Source organism: Streptomyces sp. NBC_00569 (genome assembly GCF_036345255.1).
In the GTDB taxonomy this organism is placed as follows: Bacteria; Actinomycetota; Actinomycetes; order Streptomycetales; family Streptomycetaceae; genus Streptomyces.
In genome coordinates this window covers 3,112,522-3,131,438 of sequence record NZ_CP107783.1, presented here as the reverse complement: position 1 = coordinate 3,131,438, position 18,917 = coordinate 3,112,522, and the positions used below count along the sequence as shown (strand labels likewise).

The window sequence follows — 18,917 nt, the reverse complement described above, 5'->3', positions numbered from 1 at the left end:
CGGAGCTGCACCCTGTATAGAAATGTGGAGTGTCGTATAGACTTCCAGCATCTCTGATGCCCTAGCCCTTTCCGCGTACCTCAGGAGCGCCCCATGGCGACAGTCCGTCCCGACCTCACCGGCCGCCACTTCCTCAAAGAGGTGGACTTCACCGCCGAGGAGTTCCGCGGCCTGATCGACCTCGCCGCCGAGCTGAAGGCGGCCAAGAAGGCGGGGACGGAGACGCGGCACCTCGCGGGCCGGAACATCGCGCTGATCTTCGAGAAGACCTCCACCCGTACGCGCTGCGCCTTCGAGGTCGCCGCGGCCGACCAGGGCGCTTCCACGACCTACCTGGATCCGTCCGGCTCGCAGATCGGCCACAAGGAGTCCGTACGGGACACCGCCCGTGTCCTCGGCCGGATGTTTGACGCCATCGAGTACCGCGGGGACAGCCAGACCGGCGTCGAGGAGCTCGCCGCGTACGCGGGCGTGCCGGTCTACAACGGCCTGACCGACGACTGGCACCCCACGCAGATGCTCGCCGACGTGCTCACGATGGTCGAGCACTGCAGCAGGCCGCTCGACCGGATCGCGTTCGCCTACCTCGGTGACGCCCGCTTCAACATGGGCAACTCGTACCTGGTGACCGGCGCGCTGCTCGGCATGGACGTACGCATCGTGGCGCCGCGCGAGTACTGGCCGGCCGAGGAGATCGTCGCGCAGGCCCGCAAGCTCGCCGAGACGAGCGGCGCCCGCATCACGCTCACCGAGGACATCCCCGAGGGTGTCGCGGGCGCCGACTTCGTGGTCACCGACGTCTGGGTCTCCATGGGGGAGCCCAAGGAGGTGTGGGCCGAGCGCATAGCGGCTCTCGCGCCGTACGCCGTGACGATGGACGTCCTGCGCGCCACGGGGAACGCGGACGTCAAGTTCCTGCACTGCCTGCCGGCCTTCCACGACCTGGGCACCAAGGTCGGGCGCGAGATCCACGAGACGTACGGCCTGGACTCGCTGGAGGTCACGGACGAGGTCTTCGAGTCGGAGCATTCGGTCGTCTTCGACGAGGCCGAGAACCGGCTGCACACCATCAAGGCGATCATGGTCGCCACGCTGGCCTGATGCCCGCCCCGGCAGGGGCGGGGCGTACTACTCAGGGCTCCTGCGCTGCGCCGGCACCGCGGGAAGGGTGAACCAGACCGCCTTGCCGGACGCGGTGGGGCGATGTCCGCAGGACGAGCTCAGGGTGCGGATGAGCAGCAGTCCGCGCCCGTGCTCCTGCCACGGGTCCGGCGCCTCGGCCGGACCGGGCAGGGTCAGGTCGCCGGGCGGCGCCGGGTCCCCGTCGTGCACCTCGACCTGACAGCCCGACGCCAGCAGCTCCACCACCAGCTCGATGGGGCCCGCCCCCGCCGCGTGCTCTACGGCGTTCGCCACCAGCTCGGCCGTGAGCAGCTCCGCCGTGTCGCTGTCGAGCGAGGGCGACTCGATCTCCGCCAGGGCCGTGCGCACCAGGGAACGCGCGACCGGCACCGCGGCCGCGGTGTGCGGCAGCGCGATACGCCAGGAGGTGGGGGCGGGCGGTGTGGGCACGGTGGGTCCGTTCAGGGTGCAGGTGTCCTGACAGGGGGTGACAGGGGCTGACAGCGGGGGAGCTGTCCTGCTTTCAACCATACGAATGGTAAGGCGTCGCTGGACAGAGCCCCCCGACACCCTTTCTGCGGGACGTTCGTCACGTGTCCCCTATGCGCTCCCTGCCCGGCCGCACGCCTGCCGTCGGGATCGCGTATCGCGCACTCGTGACGGAAGTCACGAAGCGGTGATAACTTCATGGAGTGACGTGCCTGACGCAGGCGCGCCGAACCTCCGCCCCCGCCCGAGGAGGCCGCACCGCCATGAGTCCCTTCACCGGCTCCGCGCCCCGCACCGACGACTGGCGGCATCTGAGGTACGCCGTCGACGACGGGGTCGCCACCGTCACCCTGGCCCGCCCCGACAAGCTCAACGCACTCACCTTCGGCGCCTACGCCGACCTGCGCGACCTGCTCGCCGAGCTGTCCCGCGAGCGCTCCGTGCGCGCGCTCGTCCTGGCCGGTGAGGGCCGCGGATTCTGCTCCGGCGGTGACGTGGACGAGATCATCGGCGCCACCCTCGCCATGGACACCGCCCAGCTCCTCGACTTCAACCGGATGACCGGCCAGGTCGTACGGGCCGTGCGCGAGTGCCCCTTCCCGGTGATCGCCGCCGTGCACGGGGTCGCCGCGGGCGCGGGGGCCGTCCTCGCACTCGCCGCCGACTTCCGCGTCGCCGACCCGAGCGCCCGCTTCGCGTTCCTCTTCACCCGCGTCGGCCTGTCCGGCGGCGACATGGGCGCCGCGTATCTGCTGCCCCGCGTCGTCGGCCTCGGCCACGCGACGCGTCTGCTCATGCTGGGCGAGCCGGTGCGCGCCCCCGAGGCCGAGCGCATCGGCCTGATCAGCGAGCTGACCGACGAGGGCCGGGTCGACGAGGCCGCGCAGGCCCTGGCCCGCCGCCTCGCCGAGGGTCCCGCCCTCGCGTACGCCCAGACCAAGGCCCTGCTGACCGCCGAACTCGACATGCCGCTGGCCGCCGCCGTCGAGATGGACGCCGCGACCCAGGCCCTCCTCATGAACGGCGAGGACTACGCCGAGTTCCACGCGGCCTTCACGGAGAAACGCGCGCCCAAGTGGCAGGGGCGGTGACCATGGGACCCCTGCGAGTGGCGGTCATCGGCGGCGGACCCGGCGGCCTGTACGCCGCCGCCCTCCTCAAGCGGCTCGACCCGCGCCGCGACATCACGGTCTGGGAGCGCAACGCCCCCGACGACACCTTCGGCTTCGGCGTCGTCCTCTCCGACGAGACGCTCGGCGGCATCGAGCACGCCGACCCCGTCGTCCACGCCGCGCTCCAGGCGGAGTTCGTGCGCTGGGACGACATCGACGTCGTGCACCGCGGCACCCGCCACACCTCGGGCGGCCACGGCTTCGCCGCACTCGGCCGCCGCAGGCTCCTCGAAATCCTCCACGAGCGCTGCCGGCAGCTCGGCGTCAACCTCCGCTTCCGCTCACCGGCGCCCCCGGCAGCGGACCTCGCCCGCGACCACGACCTGGTCGTCGCCGCCGACGGAGTGCGCAGCGCGACCCGCGAGGCGCACGCCGACGCGTTCCGGCCGCGCGTCGAGGAGCACCGCTGCCGCTACATCTGGCTCGCCGCCGACTTCGCCTTCGACGCGTTCCGCTTCGAGACCGCCGAGACCGAGCACGGCGTCATGCAGCTGCATGGATACCCCTATACGGGGGGCGACAGCACCGTCATCGTCGAGATGCGCGAGGAGGTCTGGCGCGCGGCCGGCTTCGACGCGCTCGACGCGCCCGAGTCCGTCGAACGCTGCGCCAAGATCTTCACCGAGGCCCTGGGCGGCCGCGCCCTCAGGTCGAACAACTCCGCCTGGACCGCCTTCCGCACGGTCGTGAACGAGAAGTGGTCGCACGGGAACATCGTCCTCGTCGGCGACTCCGCGCACACCGCGCACTTCTCCATCGGCTCCGGCACCAAGCTCGCCGTCGAGGACGCGCTCGCGCTCGCCGCCTGCCTCCAGGAGCAGCCCACCACGGCCGAGGCGCTCGCCGCGTACGAGGCGGAGCGGCGGCCCGTCGTCGCCTCCACCCAGCGCGCGGCCCGCGCCAGCCTGGAGTGGTTCGAGAACATCGGCCTCTATCTCGACCAGCCCGCACGCCAGTTCGCGTTCAACCTCCTCACCCGCAGCCGCCGCGTCACACACGGCAACCTGCGCCTGCGCGACCCCCGCTTCACCGAAGCCGTCGAACGCGACTTCGGCTGCCCGCCCGGCACACCCCCCATGTTCACGCCGCTGACCCTGCGCGATCTGACCCTGCGCAACCGCGTCGTCGTCTCCCCCATGGACATGTACTCGGCCCGGGCCGGCGTCCCCGGCGACTTCCACCTCGTCCACCTCGGCGCGCGGGCCCTCGGCGGCGCCGGACTCGTCATGACCGAGATGGTGTGCGTCAGCCCCGAGGGCCGCATCACCCCGGGCTGCGGCGGTCTCTACACCACCGAACAGGCCGCGGCCTGGCGCCGTATCACCGAGTTCGCGCACACCCAGGCCCCCGGAACGGCGGTCGGCGTCCAGCTCGGGCACTCCGGACGCAAGGGCTCCACGAAGCTGATGTGGGAAGGCATCGACGAACCGCTCGCGGAGGGGAACTGGCCGCTGGTCGCCGCGTCCCCCCTCCCGTACAAGCCGGGCAGCCAGACTCCGCGCGAGCTGACCCGGGACGAACTCGCTGACGTCCGCAAGCAGTTCACGTCCGCCGCCCTGCGCGCCGCCGACGCCGGCTTCGACCTCCTCGAACTGCACTGCGCCCACGGCTATCTGCTGTCCGGCTTCCTCTCACCGCTGAGCAATCAGCGGACGGACGCGTACGGCGGCCCGCTCGCGAACCGGCTGCGCTTCCCCCTGGAAGTCTTCGACGCCGTACGCGACGTGTGGCCCGGCGACCGCCCCATGACCGTCCGGATCTCCGCCACCGACTGGGCGGAAGGCGGCACGGACGCGAACGACGCCGTGGAGATCGCCCGCGCGTTCGCCGCGCACGGCGCCGACGCGATCGACGTGTCGACCGGACAGGTCGTCGCCGACGAGAAACCCGCGTACGGACGCTCCTACCAGGTGCCGTTCGCGGACCGGATCCGCAACGAGACCGGCATCCCGGTGATCTCGGTCGGCGCGATCTCCTCGTGGGACGACGTCAACTCGCTGATCCTGGCCGGGCGCACCGACCTGTGCGCCCTGGCCCGCCCCCACCTCTACGACCCGCACTGGACCCTGCACGCGGCGGCCGAACAGGGCTACACGGGTCCCGGTGTCGCCTGGCCGAAGCCGTACGAGGCGGGCAGCCGGCCGCCTCAGACCGGACGGCTGGACGCCCCCAAGCCCCGGCTCACGCTGGGTGGTTGAGGGTGGTGAACGCCGTCCCCGCGTCCCGCAGCCGCTCGTGCAGCGCCCGGAACACGCTCGCCGACCGCGTGCCCGGCCACCGCGCCGGCAGCAGCCCGGCGGGCAGCCCCGGGTCCGCGTACGGCAGATGGCGCCAGGAGTCGAGGGCGAGCAGGTAGTCCCGGTACGCCTCCTCCGGCGCGGCCTCGCCGGGGGAGCGGTCCTGCCAGGCGGCGAGCACCGGCGCGTGCTCGTCGAGGAAGGCCGCGTGCAGCGCGGCGAGACGGTCCAGGTCCCACCAGCGCGCGACCGCGTCGGCCGTCGCCGCGAAACCCAGGTGCTCGCCGCGGAACAGATCGACGTACGGGGAGAGCCCGAGGCGTTCCAGGGTGTGCCGGGTCTCCTCGTGCAGGCCCGCCGGGGCGATCCACACGCCGGGCGCCGCCGAGCCGAAGCCGAGCCCGGCCAGCCTCGAGCGCAGGACGTGCCGCTTGGCGCGCTCGGCCTCCGGCACGGAGAACACCGCGAGCACCCAGCCGTCCGCCTCGCCGGCAGGCGCCCCGTAGATGCGCCGGTCGCCGTCGTCCAGGAGCTGGCGCGCGGCCGGCGACAGCGCGTACCCGGCGGCGCCCGACGCCGTGCGCTCCGGCAGGAGCAGCCCGCGCCGCTTGAGGCGGGACACGCAGGACCGCACGGCGGGCGCGTCGACGCCCACCGCGCCGAGGAGACGGATCAGCTCGGCGACGGGCACGGGGCCGGGAAAGCCGCGCCCGTAGGCGCCGTAGAGGGTGACTATCAGGGACCGGGGAGTGTGGAGCTCGGACACGTGGTCACTCTAGATCGCCGGCGGAGCGCAGCCGGAACCGCTGGAGCTTCCCGGTCGCCGTGCGCGGCAGGGCGTCCAGGAAGACGATTTCGCGCGGGCACTTGTACGGCACCAGCTCGGCCTTCACGAACGCCCGCAGCGCGTCCGGGTCCCGGCGGGCGCCCTCGCGCAGTACGACGTAGGCGACCGCTATCTGCCCGCGCTCGTCGTCGGGGCGGCCCACCACCGCGGTCTCCGCGACGTCGGGGTGGCGCAGCAGCGCGTCCTCGACCTCGGGGCCCGCGATGTTGTACCCCGCCGAAATGATCATGTCGTCGGCGCGGGCGACATACCGGAAGTAGCCGTCGGGCTCGCGGACATACGTGTCCCCGGTGACGTTCCAGCCGCCGCGGACGTACGTCGTCTGCCGTTCGTCGGCGAGATAGCGGCAGCCGACCGGCCCGCGCACGGCGAGCAACCCCGGTTCCCCGTCCGGCACTTCGGCCCCGTCGGCGTCGATCACGCGCGCCTGCCACCCGGGCACGGGCACGCCCGTCGTCCCGGGGCGGATCGCGTCGTCGGCGGCGGAGATGAAGATGTGCAGGAGTTCCGTGGCGCCGATGCCGTTGATGATGCGGATCCCCGTCGCCTCGTGCCAGGCCCGCCAGGTCGCGGCCGGCAGGTTCTCGCCCGCGGAGACGCACCGCCGCAGCGACGAGAGAGCGTGCCCGTCGGTGCCGTCGAGGAGCGCCCGGTACGCGGTCGGCGCGGTGAACAGGACGGACACCCCGTGCTCGGCGATCGCGGGCAGCAGCTGCCTCGGCCCCGCCTGTTCGAGCAGCAGCGAGGAGGCACCGGCCCGCAGCGGGAAGATGACGAGCCCGCCGAGCCCGAACGTGAAACCGAGCGGCGGACTCCCCGCGAACACGTCGTCCGGCGTCGGCCGCAGGACATGACGCGCGAACGTGTCCGCGACGGCGAGGACGTCCCGGTGGAAGTGCATACAGCCCTTGGGGCGCCCGGTCGTGCCCGATGTGAACGCGATCAGGGCGACGTCGTCGGCGGCGGTCGCCACGGCCTCGTACGTCTCGGGCAGCCCGGAGCCGCGCCCGAGGAGGTCGTCGGGCCCCTCGCCGCCGAACGGCGTGACGCGCAGCCCGGGCACCTCGGCCTTCACCAGGTCGTCCATGACCCTGGCGTCGCACAGCGCGTGCGTGACCCGGGCGAGGGAGCAGATCGTCGCCAGCTCCTGCGACCGCGCCTGCGCGAGCACGGTGACGGCGACCGCGCCCGCCTTCATCACGGCCAGCCAACAGGCCGCGAGCCAGGGCGTGGTGGGGCCGCGCAGCAGCACCCGGTTGCCCGGCCGCACGCCCAGTTCGCCGCTGAGCAGATGCGCGATCCGGTCGACGCGGCGCAGCAGCTCCCCGTATGTCCACACCTCCCCGTCGCCCGTGCGGAACGCGGGACGGTCGGGGCCGAACCGTTCGACGGTGCGGTCGAGCAGCTCGGCCCCGCAGTTCAGTTGCTGCGGATAGTTCAGTTCGGGGAGGTCGAAGACGAGGTCGGGCCAGAGTTCGGGCGGCGGGAGATGGTCGCGCGCGAAGGTGTCGACGTGGGCCGACGTGTGCTGTGGCGGAGCGTCTGTCATGGCCGTGCGCCCCCTAGGAACGAAAGACCCTGCTTGTGGTGGGCTCGCGGAACGAGCGTATCGTGATGGTGACGACAGTCAACGGTCCGCGATACCGTGACTGAGCCGGCACGAGCCGCCGGCGAACCGGGAGGCGCCGACAGATGACCGCAAAGTCCGCAGCTCCGTCATTCTCGCTCGACCCAGCGCAGACCGCCTGGTGTGCCGAGCTGCGCGCGCTCGCCGCCGAGCGGCTCGTGCCCCTCGCCGAGAAGGGCGAACCGGGGAAGGTGAACCGGCCGCTGGTCGCCGAGCTCGGCCGGCTCGGCCTCCTGGAGCGGCTGTTCCGCTCCGGCGCCCTCGACCTGTGCCTGATGCGGGAGTCCCTCGCCCGCGCCTGCACGGAGGCCGAGACCGCGCTCGCCCTCCAGGGGCTCGGCGCGCACCCCGTGCACGCGTACGGCACCGACGCCCAGCGCGCGCACTGGCTGCCACGCGTCAGTGACGGCACCGCCGTCGCGGCCTTCGCGCTCAGCGAGCCGGGCGCGGGCTCCGACGCGGCGGCCCTCGCCCTGCGTGCCGAGCCCGACGGCACGGGAGGCTGGTGCCTCATCGGCGAGAAGACCTGGATCTCGAACGCTCCCGAGGCCGACTTCTACACCGTCTTCGCCCGAACGGCCCCGGACGCCGGAGCACGCGGAGTCACCGCGTTCCTGGTCCCCGCCGACCGCCCCGGACTCACCGGCACCCCCCTCGACATGCTGTCCCCGCACCCCATCGGCACCCTCGACTTCGACGCGGTCCCGGTCACCGCCGACGACGTGCTCGGCGAACCGGACCGCGGCTTCCGCGTCGCCATGACCACCCTGAACCTTTTCCGCCCGAGCGTCGGCGCCTTCGCCGTCGGCATGGCGCAGGCCGCGCTCGACGCGACGCTCGCCCACACCGCCCGGCGCGACGCGTTCGGCGGCAAGCTGAAGGACCTCCAGACGGTCGCGCACCAGGTGGCCGATCTCGCCCTGCGCACCGAGGCGGCCCGCCTCATGGTCTACGCGGCCGCGGCGGCGTACGACGCGGGCGCCCCCGACGTGCCGCAGCGCGCCGCGATGGCCAAGCTCCTCGCCACCGAGACCGCCCAGCACGTCGTCGACACCGCCGTCCAGCTGCACGGCGCCCGCGCCCTGCAACGCGGCCACCTCCTCGAACACCTCTACCGCGAGGTGCGCGCCCCCCGAATCTACGAAGGGGCGAGCGAGGTCCAACGCGCCATCATCGCAAAGGAGTTGTACGCGTGAGCGGCATCGAGCGGATCAACCCACCCGAACTCTCCCCGCCCACCGGCTTCTCGCACGCCGTCACCGCCACCGGGGGACGCCTCGTCTTCCTCGCCGGCCAGACCGCCCTCGACGCGGACGGCAAGATCACCGGCGACACGCTCCCGGAGCAGTTCGAGCGGGCCCTGACCAACCTCCTCACCGCCCTGCGCCACGCGGGAGGCACCCCCGACACCCTCGCCCGCGTCACCGTCTACGCCACCGACATCGCCGACTACCGCACCCACGCCCGCGAACTCGGCCGGATCTGGCGCGAGTCGGCGGGCCGCGACTACCCGGCGATGGCGGTGATCGGCACGACCCGCCTGTGGGACGAGCAGGCCCTGGTGGAACTGGACGGCCTGGCGGTCCTGCCCCACTAGGGCGGAGTCCGCCCGTCCCGGCCGGCGGACCCCGGCATGAAGAGCATGCCCGCACCCCGATGTGAGGCGCCGGCCGCTACTCCTGCGGCAGGATCACCGCGCGTCCGCGCACGGTCCCGTCGTGCAGCCGCTGGTAGGCGGTGGGCGCGGCGTCGATGCCGTACCTCTCCACGTGCACGGAGATGACCCCGGCCCGCGCCAGGTCGAGCACCTCCATCAGCTCGCTGCGGCTGCCCCAGTACGGCGCGGTCACCGACGCCTCGTACGGTGTGGTGCCGAAGCCGACCGCGAGGCTGCCGCCGCCGAGGCCGACGATGGTGACATCGCCCTCGACCGCCACGCAGCCGCCCGCCGTGGCCACCGTAGGCGCGGCCCCGACGAAGTCGAAGACCGCCTCGGCGCCCTTGCCGCCCGTCAACTCCCTTACGACAGCAACGGATTCGGCGTCCGAAAGGATCGCCTCATGGGCGCCCACCTCGCGGGCGAGCGCCAGTTTCTCCTCGTTCACGTCGAGCGCGATCACCCACGCCGGGGACAGCGCGCGCAGGAGCTGGATCGCGACGTGCCCGAGCCCGCCCGTGCCGATCACGACGGCCGTCGACCCCGGCACCAGCTTCGGCAGCGACCGCTTGATCGCGTGGTACGGCGTCAGACCGGCGTCGGTCAGCGGCACCGCCTGCACCGGGTCGAGGCCGCCGAGCGGCACGAGATGGCGGGGGCTGTCCACGACCATGTACTCGGCCATGGCGCCGGGCGCGCCGAGGCCGGGCGGGTAGATGCCGAGTTCCTTGGCGCGCAGACAGTAATTCTCCTTGCCCTCCGCGCACTTGGCGCAGGTGCCGCAGCCCCACGGTCCGTAGACGGCGACCGCGTCGCCGACCTCGACGCCCACCACCCCGTCACCCACCGCCGCGACCGTGCCCACGCCCTCGTGGCCGAGCGTGAGCGGCAGCGGGAAGCCCAGCTGCTGGACGGGCAAACTCATCACGGCGATGTCGGAGTGGCAGACACCGGCCGCCGTCATCCGCAGCAGCACCTGGCCGGGACCGGCGGTGGGCACGGGGATCCGCACGACTTCGGGAGAGGCACCCACCGTGCGGTACTGGACGGCCTTCATCAGCTCGGTCATCGTGCGTTCCTCCCGGGAGCGGTACGGGGGCCCGGTGGCCACCCTCCCCGGAATCCATGTCACCGGGCGGCGGCCGTCACACCCGGAGCCCCGCTCAGTGGTCCATGTGCGCCGCGATGTCCTCCGCGCACGCGCGCAGGGCCGGGACGTGCGCGCGCAGTTCGTCGGCGCCGGTCAGGGCGACGGCCGCGCCGAGCGAGACGGCGAGGCGCGGCGCCTGCCCGGGCGGCGGGGGCACGGCGACGGCGATCGACCGGACGCCGACCTCGTTCTCCTCGTCGACCTCGGCCCAGCCGCGCTCGCGCACGGCGTCGAGCTCCTCGCGGACCGCCGCCGGGTCGGTCACCGTGCGGGCGGTGACCGCGCCCAGGCCGGCCGCGAGCAGCTCGTCGCGCTCGCGCTCGGGCAGGCCCGCGACGAGGACCTTGCCGAGCGAGGTCGCGTGCCAGGCGTTACGGGTGCCCTCCGCGCTGCGCAGCTGAAGGTGCTGCGTGCCCTGCGCGGTGAGGACGAGCAGCACGTCCGCGTCGTGGAGGATGCCCGCGATGGCGGGCAGGCCCGTGCGGTCGGCGAGCCGGCGTATCGGGGCCGCCGCCGCGGAGTAGCCGGCCGGTGAGCGCTGGAATCCCCGCGACAGTTCGAGCACCCGGGCGCCCAGCGCGTAGCGCCGGGTGTCCTCGTCGTACGCCACGAACCGTTCGGCGGCGAGCCGGCCGAGGAGCCGGTGGGCGCTGCTGACCGGGAGCGCCGCGGCGCGGGCCGCGGCGCTCACCCCCAGGCCCGCGGGATGGTCGGCCAGCACGGTGAGGAGTCGCAGGCCCCGGCCGAGCATGTCGTCGCCGGACGTCGTGGTCACGCTGCTCGTCTCCCGTGTGCTGCGCCCGGACGCCGGGACCGGTCCCCGGCGCACTCAGGTGGTGGTGGCAGCGGTGGGCTGCCGGTTCACCGTACCCGGGCGGGGACCGGACGGACGGGGCTCGTGGACCGCCAGCATCAGCGCGGCCGAGATCAGCGCGCCCGCCGCCATGAACGCGAAGGCCCCCGCGTCCCCGAGCGACGTACCGCGTACCCAGCCCACGAGATACGTCCCGGCGAACGAGCCGAGCGCGCCGAACGAGTTGACGAGCGCCACCGCCGCGCCCGATACGCCCGCCGGGGCGAGCGTGGAGACGAGCGCGAAGTACGGGCCGTAGGGCGCGTACAGGCACAGGCCCGCCACCACGAGCAGCGCGAGCGCCACGGGGAAGTGGGACCCGGCCGCGTACGAGCCGAACAGGGCGAGGCCGCCGACGGCGAGCCACGGCCACACGGCCGCCTTGCGCCGCCCGCTGCGGTCGGACAGGCGCGAGTTGAGCAGCATCGCGACGACCGCGAAGGCGTACGGCACGGCGGTCAGCAGACCGGTGGCGCCGATGCCCTCGCCCGAGCCCTTCTTCACAATCGACGGCAGCCAGAAGATGAAGCCGTACATGCCGAACGACCAGAAGAAGTACTGCGCGGCCATCAGCAGCACGGGGCGCGAGCGCAGGACCTTGCCGTACTCCTCGCGCAGGTTCCCGGAGGCGGCGGGAGCGCAGGCGCGGTCCTCGCGCAGGACTTCCAGTTCGGCCGGGGCGACCCATGTGGCGTCCTCGGGGCGGTCCTTGACGAGCCGCAGGCAGAACAGGCCCCAGATGACCGAGGGCACACCCTCGACGATGAACATCACCCGCCAGTCGGTCACCGACACCAGCCAGCCCGACAGGGCGGAGAGCCACATCACGGTGACCGGATTGCCCAGGATGAGCAGGGTGTTGGCGCGGCCGCGCTCGCCGTGTGTGAACCAGCGGCCGAGCAGCATCACCATCGACGGCAGCACCGCGCCCTCGACGACACCGAGCGCGAACCGCACGGCGATCAGCTGCCCGGGGCTGCTCAGCAGGCCCTGCACCACGGCGAGCAGTCCCCACACCACCGTCGACCAGGCGACGAGCCGGCGCGCGCTGCGCTGCTCGGCGTAGATCGTGCCGGGGATCTGGAAGAAGAAGTAGCCGAGGAAGAACGACGCGGCGATCAGCGAGTCGAGGCCCGCGGACAGATGCAGCTCGTCGGCCATGCCGCCGGCGGAGGCGATCGCGTAGTTCGACTTGTCGAGATAGGCGAGCGAGTACGTGATGAACGCGACCGGTATCAGGTGCCGGGCACGGGTCGAGCTCCAGAAGCCGCCGGTGGACGGCCGGGAGGGCGACGGCGCTGTCATCCCTTGACCCCCTGTTTTCCGTGAGATGGAAAGTGTTTCACTGGGCGGGAAGACGTTACGAGGGAGTGGCGGCCGGGTCAATGGGTCGCCCGCACACCGCGACGGCAAGCAGCCGAAGGAGAAACCCGCGATGACCGATACCGACGTGCTCGTCCCCTGGCCGCGGCTCGACCAGCGCCACGGCCCCTGGCCCGACGGCGTCCGCGTCCACGTGTGGGACGGCGTGACGCCCGCGCCCGAACTCCCCCAAGACGTCCTGGGCGCCGTGGAGTTCTGGGTGATGCCCTATGCGGTCCCCGACGCGGACCGGCTGCTGCCCCGGCTCCCGCGCCTGCGCGCCGTCCAGTCACTCAGCGCCGGAGTCGAGAAGCTCCAGCCGCAGCTGCCCGAGGGCGTCACCCTGCACAACGGCCGCGGTCTGCACGACGCCTCCACCGCGGAGCACGCCCTCGGCCTCATCCTCGCGGCCCAGCGCGAACTGCCCCGCTGGGCCGCCGACCAGGTGGCCGGCCGCTGGGACCCGCACTTCACGCGCTCGCTCGCGGACAGCCGCGTCGCGATCGTCGGCTACGGCTCGATCGGCTCGGCCCTGGAGGCGCGGCTCCTCGCCTGCGAGGCCGAGGTCGTCCGCGTCGCCCGGCGCGCCCGCCCCGACGAGCGGGTCCACGCGATCGCGGACCTGCCCGAGCTGCTCCCCGGCCTCGACATCGTGGTCCTCGTCCTGCCCGAGAACCCGGCCACGGTCGGCCTGTTCGGCCCGAAGGAAATGGCCGCGCTGCCGGACGGCGCCCTCGTCGTCAACGTCGGCCGCGGCCGCACCCTCGACACCGAGGCTCTGCTCGCCGAGACCGTCACGGGCCGGCTGCGCGCCGCCCTCGACGTCACCGACCCGGAGCCCCTCCCGGAGGACCACGCCCTGCGCCACGCCCCCGGCGTCCTCATCACCCCGCACGTGGCCGGCGGTTCGGCGGCCTTCCGCCCGCGCGCCGAGCGACTGATCGTGGAGCAGATACGCCGATGGGCCGCGGAGGAGGAACTGCTCAACCTCTTCCCGCGGCCCTGAACGACGCCGGTCGCGTCAGATGTCCCGGAACGTCTCGATCTGTGCGCCGACGGAGTTGAGCCGCTCGGCCAGCTCCTCGTAACCGCGGTTGATCACGTAGACGTTGCGCAGTACGGACGTGCCCTCGGCGGCCATCATCGCGAGGAGCACGACGACGGCGGGGCGCAGTGCGGGCGGGCACATCATCTCGGCGGCGCGCCAGCGCGTCGGGCCCTCGACGAGGACACGGTGCGGGTCGAGCAACTGGAGGCGCCCGCCGAGCCGGTTCAGGTCCGTGAGATAGATCGCGCGATTGTCGTAGACCCAGTCGTGGATGAGGGTCTTGCCCTGGGCCGCCGCCGCGATGGCCGCGAAGAAGGGCACGTTGTCGATGTTGAGGCCGGGGAACGGCATCGGGTGGATCTTGTCGATCGGCGCCTCCAGTTTGGAGGGCCGGACGGTGAGGTCCACCAGGCGCGTACGGCCGTTGTCCGCGAAGTACTCGGCCGAGCGGTCGTGGTCGAGGCCCATCTCCTCCAGGACCGCGAGCTCGATCTCCAGGAACTCGATCGGCACCCGCTTCACCGTCAGTTCGGACTCGGTGACCACCGCGGCGGCCAGCAGGCTCATCGCCTCGACCGGGTCCTCGGACGGCGAGTAGTCGACGTCGACGTCGATCTGCGGCACGCCGTGCACGGTGAGGGTGGTCGTGCCGATGCCCTCGACGCGTATGCCCAGGGCCTCCAGGAAGAAGCAGAGGTCCTGGACCATGTAGTTCGAGGACGCGTTGCGGATGACGGTGGTGCCGTCGTGGCGGGCGGCCGCGAGCAGCGCGTTCTCGGTCACGGTGTCGCCGCGCTCGGTCAGCACGATCGGCCGGTCGGGGGAGATGCCCGCCTCGACCTGCGCGTGGTAGAGCCCCTCGGTCGCCGTGATGTCCAGGCCGAACCGGCGCAGCGCGATCATGTGTGGCTCGATGGTGCGGGTGCCGAGGTCGCAGCCGCCGGCGTACGGCAGCTTGAAGTGGTCGAGGCGGTGCAGGAGCGGGCCGAGGAACATGATGATCGAGCGCGTGCGGCGGGCGGCGGCGGCGTCGATGGCGTCCATGTCCAGGGCGGCCGGCGGCACGATCTCGAGGTCCACGCCGTCGTTGATCCACCGGGTGCGGACACCGATGGAGTTCAGGACCTCGAGAAGGCGGTAGACCTCCTCGATGCGGGCGACGCGGCGCAGGACCGTCCGGCCCCTGTTGAGGAGTGAGGCGCACAGCAGCGCCACGCAGGCGTTCTTGCTCGTCTTCACGTCGATGGACCCGGACAGGCGGCGGCCGCCGACCACGCGCAGGTGCATCGGACCCGAGTAGCCCAGAGAGACGATTTCACTGTCGAGCGCTTCGCCTATTCGGGCGATCATCTCAAGGCTGATGTTTTGGTTGCCGCGCTCGATGCGGTTGACGGCGCTCTGGCTGGTGCCGAGCGCCTCGGCCAGCTGCGACTGTGTCCAGCCCCGGTGCTGTCGGGCGTCACGGATGAGCTTGCCGATACGTACGAGGTAGTCGTCTGCCATGGCGGCAGGCTATCTCAGATATGAGATGACGCATTCCGGCAGGTCCATTGGGGTGACGGGTCGTCAACCGGCCCTGGTGGCGCGCCGGCGCGCGTGCGGGACGATGGGGAGGGCGGTCCGCCGGTGGCGCGGCGGGACGGCTCGGCGAAACCCGGGCATGACCAGTCCGGCCTCATGTATTAGAGTTATCTCGACATCGAGATATCTACAGAGGCACACCGCAGCCGCCATGCTCGGTAAGGGTTACCTAACTTAGCCTTACCTTAGCGGATCGGCGACCCCGTCGTGGCGGCAGGATGCGGTGGAACGCGCACATATATGAAGGAGACTGTCGTGTCGGCGAACAGCTTCGACGCCCGCAGCACGCTGCGCGTGGGCGACGAGTCGTACGAGATCTTCAAGCTGGACAAGGTCGAGGGCTCCGCGCGCCTCCCTTACAGCCTGAAGGTTCTCCTTGAGAACCTGCTCCGCACCGAGGACGGCGCGAACATCACCGCCGACCACATCCGTGCGCTCGGCAGCTGGGACTCCCAGGCCCAGCCGTCCCAGGAGATCCAGTTCACGCCCGCCCGCGTGATCATGCAGGACTTCACCGGTGTGCCCTGTGTCGTGGACCTCGCCACCATGCGTGAGGCCGTGAAGGAGCTCGGCGGCGACCCGGCCAAGATCAACCCGCTGGCCCCGGCCGAGCTGGTCATCGACCACTCCGTCATCGCCGACAAGTTCGGCACCGCCGACGCCTTCGGCCAGAACGTCGAGCTGGAGTACGGCCGCAACAAGGAGCGCTACCAGTTCCTGCGCTGGGGCCAGACCGCCTTCGACGAGTTCAAGGTCGTCCCCCCGGGCACCGGCATCGTCCACCAGGTCAACATCGAGCACCTGGCCCGCACGGTCATGGTCCGTAACGGCGTTGCCTACCCCGACACCCTCGTCGGCACCGACTCGCACACCACGATGGTCAACGGCCTGGGCGTCCTGGGCTGGGGCGTCGGCGGCATCGAGGCCGAGGCCGCGATGCTCGGCCAGCCGGTCTCGATGCTCATCCCGCGCGTCGTCGGCTTCAAGCTCACCGGTGAGCTCAAGCCCGGCACCACCGCCACGGACCTCGTGCTCACGATCACCGAGATGCTGCGCAAGCACGGCGTCGTCGGCAAGTTCGTCGAGTTCTACGGTGAGGGCGTCGCCGCCACCTCCCTGGCGAACCGCGCCACCATCGGCAACATGTCGCCGGAGTTCGGCTCCACCGCCGCGATCTTCCCGATCGACGACGAGACGCTGAAGTACCTGAAGCTGACGGGCCGCGACGAGCAGCAGGTCGCGCTCGTCGAGGCGTACGCCAAGGAGCAGGGCCTCTGGCTGGACCCGGCCGCCGAGCCCGACTTCTCCGAGAAGCTGGAGCTCGACCTCTCCACGGTCGTCCCCTCCATCGCCGGCCCGAAGCGCCCGCAGGACCGCATCGTCCTCGCGAACGCCGCCCAGCAGTTCGCCGTCGACGTGCGCAACTACGTCGTCGACGACGACGAGGCGGGCAAGGAGTCCTTCCCGGCCTCCGACGCCCCGGCGAACCACCCGAACGGCGGCCCGTCGAAGCCGGTCCAGGTGACCGCCCCCGACGGCTCGACGTACGAGATCGACCACGGCGCCGTCACCGTCGCCGCGATCACCTCGTGCACCAACACGTCGAACCCGTACGTGATGGTCGCCGCCGCGCTCGTCGCGAAGAAGGCCGTGGAGAAGGGCCTGACCCGCAAGCCGTGGGTCAAGACCACTCTCGCCCCGGGGTCGAAGGTCGTCACCGACTACTTCGACAAGGCCGGTCTGACGCCGTACCTGGACAAGGTCGGCTTCAACCTCGTCGGCTACGGCTGCACCACCTGCATCGGCAACTCGGGCCCGCTGCCCGAGGAGGTCTCGAAGGCGGTCAACGAGCACGACCTGGCGGTCACGTCGGTCCTCTCCGGCAACCGCAACTTCGAGGGCCGCATCAACCCCGACGTCAAGATGAACTACCTGGCGTCCCCGCCGCTGGTCGTCGCGTACGCCCTCGCCGGTTCGATGAAGGTCGACATCACCAAGGACGCCCTGGGCATCGACCAGGACGGCAAGCCGGTCTACCTGGCGGACATCTGGCCGACGGAGGCCGAGGTCAACGACGTCGTCGCCAACTCCATCGGCGAGGACATGTTCAACAAGTCCTACGCCGACGTCTTCGCGGGCGACGCCCAGTGGCAGGCCCTGTCGATCCCGACCGGCAACACCTTCGAGTGGGACACCGAGTCGACGTACGTCCGCAAGCCCCCGTACTTCGAGGGCATGACGATGGAGACCACCCCGGTCTCCGACATCACGGGCGCGCGCGTCCTCGCCAAGCTGGGCGACTCGGTCACCACCGACCACATCTCCCCGGCCGGTGCCATCAAGGCCGACACCCCGGCCGGCCAGTACCTCACGGAGCACGGCGTCCAGCGCCGTGACTTCAACTCCTACGGCTCGCGCCGTGGCAACCACGAGGTCATGATCCGCGGCACGTTCGCCAACATCCGCCTGCGCAACCAGATCGCGCCGGGCACCGAGGGCGGCTACACCCGCGACTTCACGAAGGACGGTGCCCCCGTCTCCTTCATCTACGACGCCTCGCGCAACTACATCGAGCAGGGCACCCCGCTGGCCATCCTGGCCGGCAAGGAGTACGGCTCCGGCTCGTCCCGCGACTGGGCCGCCAAGGGCACCGCGCTCCTCGGCGTCAAGGCCGTCATCGCCGAGTCGTACGAGCGCATCCACCGCTCGAACCTCATCGGCATGGGCGTCCTGCCGCTCCAGTTCCCGGAGGGCGCCTCGGCCGAGTCCCTCGGCCTGACCGGCGAGGAGACCTTCTCCTTCACCGGCGTGACCGAGCTGAACAACGGCTCGACCCCCCGCACGGTCAAGGTCACCACCGACACCGGTGTGGAGTTCGACGCGGTCGTCCGCATCGACACCCCCGGTGAGGCGGACTACTACCGCAACGGCGGCATCATGCAGTACGTGCTGCGCAGCCTGATCCGCAAGTAAGCGGCCGGCAGGGCAGTTGAGGGCCGCATCCCCGGCGACGGGGATGCGGCCCTTTCGCGTGTCCGGCAGCCGGGCCCGACGGCGATGAGTTCTCCTGGCCGGGGGAGTCTCCTCACTGTCATCCGTAATCCAGGAGGAACACGTGACGCAGCTGCTGAGGGTTCAGAACTTCAATGTCTCCGGTGACGGGTTCGGCGCCGGGGAAGGGCAGAGTCTGGAGCGGCCGTTCGGGCACGCAGACCCGGGGGAGATGTTCGCGTGGTGCGGCGCCACGGCGAGCTGGCCCAACCGCACCGATCCCGGCGGTAGCCGTGGCCTGGACGACTATCTCGTCCGCGACTTCCACCGCAACATCGGCGCCGAGATCATGGGCCGCGGCAAGTTCGGGCCGCAGCACGGGCCCTGGCAGGACCTGGAGTGGCAGGGCTGGTGGGGTGACGAACCGCCGTTCCACACGCCGGTGTTCGTCATGACCCACCACCCGCGGCCGTCGATCACCCTGTCCGACACCACGTTCCACTTCGTGGACGCCGACCCGGCCACCGTCCTCGAACAGGCGAAGACGGCGGCCCAGGGCAGGGACGTCCGGCTCGGGGGCGGGGCGAACGTGATCCGTCAGTTCCTCGACGCCGACCTCGTCGACACCCTGCATGTGGCGGTCTCGCCGGGCGTGAAGCTCGGATCCGGATCGCGCCTGTGGGAATCACCGGACGAGCTGCGCGACCGCTTCCACGTGGACATCGTGCCCAGCCCGACCGGCAACGTGACGCACCACTTGTTCTGGCGGAAGTGACGCGGT

The 18,917-nt window shown here is 71.7% G+C and carries 15 protein-coding genes; 8 read left to right on the top strand and 7 right to left on the bottom strand.

What is annotated here, in order from left to right; translation table 11 throughout:
- Positions 1–93 precede the first annotated feature (93 nt).
- A complete protein-coding gene (gene argF, locus OHO83_RS14025; RefSeq protein ID WP_266675009.1) occupies positions 94–1,101 on the top strand; it encodes an ornithine carbamoyltransferase in 1,008 nt (335 codons plus the stop codon).
- A gap of 27 nt (positions 1,102–1,128) precedes the next feature.
- Here argF and OHO83_RS14020 read toward each other — a convergent pair whose 3' ends face one another.
- Positions 1,129–1,653 (bottom strand): ATP-binding protein, encoded by a 525-nt coding sequence (locus OHO83_RS14020; RefSeq protein ID WP_330279561.1) that lies wholly within the window; start codon positions 1,651–1,653, stop codon positions 1,129–1,131.
- A gap of 221 nt (positions 1,654–1,874) precedes the next feature.
- Between OHO83_RS14020 and OHO83_RS14015 the strand changes: the two genes are divergently transcribed.
- Entirely contained in the window at positions 1,875–2,702 is an 828-nt protein-coding gene (locus OHO83_RS14015; protein ID WP_266558869.1) for an enoyl-CoA hydratase family protein, read from the top strand.
- A 2-nt stretch (positions 2,703–2,704) separates the two neighbouring features.
- The gene (locus OHO83_RS14010; RefSeq protein WP_329433718.1) at positions 2,705–4,981 is read left to right on the top strand and encodes a bifunctional salicylyl-CoA 5-hydroxylase/oxidoreductase; all 2,277 of its coding nucleotides are present in this window, start codon (positions 2,705–2,707) and stop codon (positions 4,979–4,981) included.
- Here OHO83_RS14010 and OHO83_RS14005 read toward each other — a convergent pair.
- A complete protein-coding gene (locus OHO83_RS14005; RefSeq protein ID WP_266675012.1) occupies positions 4,965–5,786 on the bottom strand; it encodes a PaaX family transcriptional regulator in 822 nt (273 codons plus the stop codon). The two genes, OHO83_RS14010 and OHO83_RS14005, sit on opposite strands and share 17 nt — an antisense overlap.
- Positions 5,787–5,790: 4 nt before the next feature.
- The gene (locus tag OHO83_RS14000) at positions 5,791–7,416 is read right to left on the bottom strand and encodes an AMP-binding protein (protein ID WP_329433714.1); all 1,626 of its coding nucleotides are present in this window, start codon (positions 7,414–7,416) and stop codon (positions 5,791–5,793) included.
- 143 nt (positions 7,417–7,559) lie between these two features.
- Here OHO83_RS14000 and OHO83_RS13995 point away from each other — a divergent pair, with 143 nt between their 5' ends.
- Positions 7,560–8,690: an acyl-CoA dehydrogenase family protein gene (locus tag OHO83_RS13995; RefSeq protein ID WP_266675013.1), complete on the top strand. Its 1,131-nt coding sequence runs from the start codon at positions 7,560–7,562 to the stop codon at positions 8,688–8,690.
- Positions 8,687–9,091 (top strand): RidA family protein, encoded by a 405-nt coding sequence (locus OHO83_RS13990; protein WP_266558861.1) that lies wholly within the window; start codon positions 8,687–8,689, stop codon positions 9,089–9,091. Before OHO83_RS13995 ends, OHO83_RS13990 begins: the two co-directional genes overlap by 4 nt.
- Before the next feature lie 76 nt (positions 9,092–9,167).
- Here the strand turns inward: OHO83_RS13990 and OHO83_RS13985 are convergent, their stop codons facing one another.
- The 3 genes from OHO83_RS13985 to OHO83_RS13975 form a co-directional block, all read right to left on the bottom strand.
- Positions 9,168–10,208 (bottom strand): NAD(P)-dependent alcohol dehydrogenase, encoded by a 1,041-nt coding sequence (locus OHO83_RS13985; protein ID WP_329437716.1) that lies wholly within the window; start codon positions 10,206–10,208, stop codon positions 9,168–9,170.
- 106 nt (positions 10,209–10,314) lie between these two features.
- The gene (locus OHO83_RS13980) at positions 10,315–11,076 is read right to left on the bottom strand and encodes an IclR family transcriptional regulator (RefSeq protein ID WP_330279560.1); all 762 of its coding nucleotides are present in this window, start codon (positions 11,074–11,076) and stop codon (positions 10,315–10,317) included.
- A 54-nt stretch (positions 11,077–11,130) separates the two neighbouring features.
- Entirely contained in the window at positions 11,131–12,459 is a 1,329-nt protein-coding gene (locus OHO83_RS13975; protein ID WP_266675016.1) for an MFS transporter, read from the bottom strand.
- A gap of 130 nt (positions 12,460–12,589) precedes the next feature.
- Here OHO83_RS13975 and OHO83_RS13970 point away from each other — a divergent pair, with 130 nt between their 5' ends.
- The gene (locus OHO83_RS13970) at positions 12,590–13,522 is read left to right on the top strand and encodes a 2-hydroxyacid dehydrogenase (protein WP_330279559.1); all 933 of its coding nucleotides are present in this window, start codon (positions 12,590–12,592) and stop codon (positions 13,520–13,522) included.
- A gap of 15 nt (positions 13,523–13,537) precedes the next feature.
- Here OHO83_RS13970 and OHO83_RS13965 read toward each other — a convergent pair whose 3' ends face one another.
- Positions 13,538–15,067, bottom strand: a complete 1,530-nt coding sequence (locus tag OHO83_RS13965; RefSeq protein WP_330279558.1) for a helix-turn-helix domain-containing protein — start codon at positions 15,065–15,067, stop codon at positions 13,538–13,540.
- A gap of 333 nt (positions 15,068–15,400) precedes the next feature.
- Here OHO83_RS13965 and acnA point away from each other — a divergent pair, with 333 nt between their 5' ends.
- Complete coding sequence (gene acnA / locus OHO83_RS13960) at positions 15,401–18,118, top strand: aconitate hydratase AcnA (RefSeq protein ID WP_330279557.1); 2,718 nt, start codon at positions 15,401–15,403, stop codon at positions 18,116–18,118.
- 142 nt (positions 18,119–18,260) lie between these two features.
- Positions 18,261–18,911: a dihydrofolate reductase family protein gene (locus OHO83_RS13955; RefSeq protein WP_266675020.1), complete on the top strand. Its 651-nt coding sequence runs from the start codon at positions 18,261–18,263 to the stop codon at positions 18,909–18,911.
- Positions 18,912–18,917: the final 6 nt, after the last annotated feature.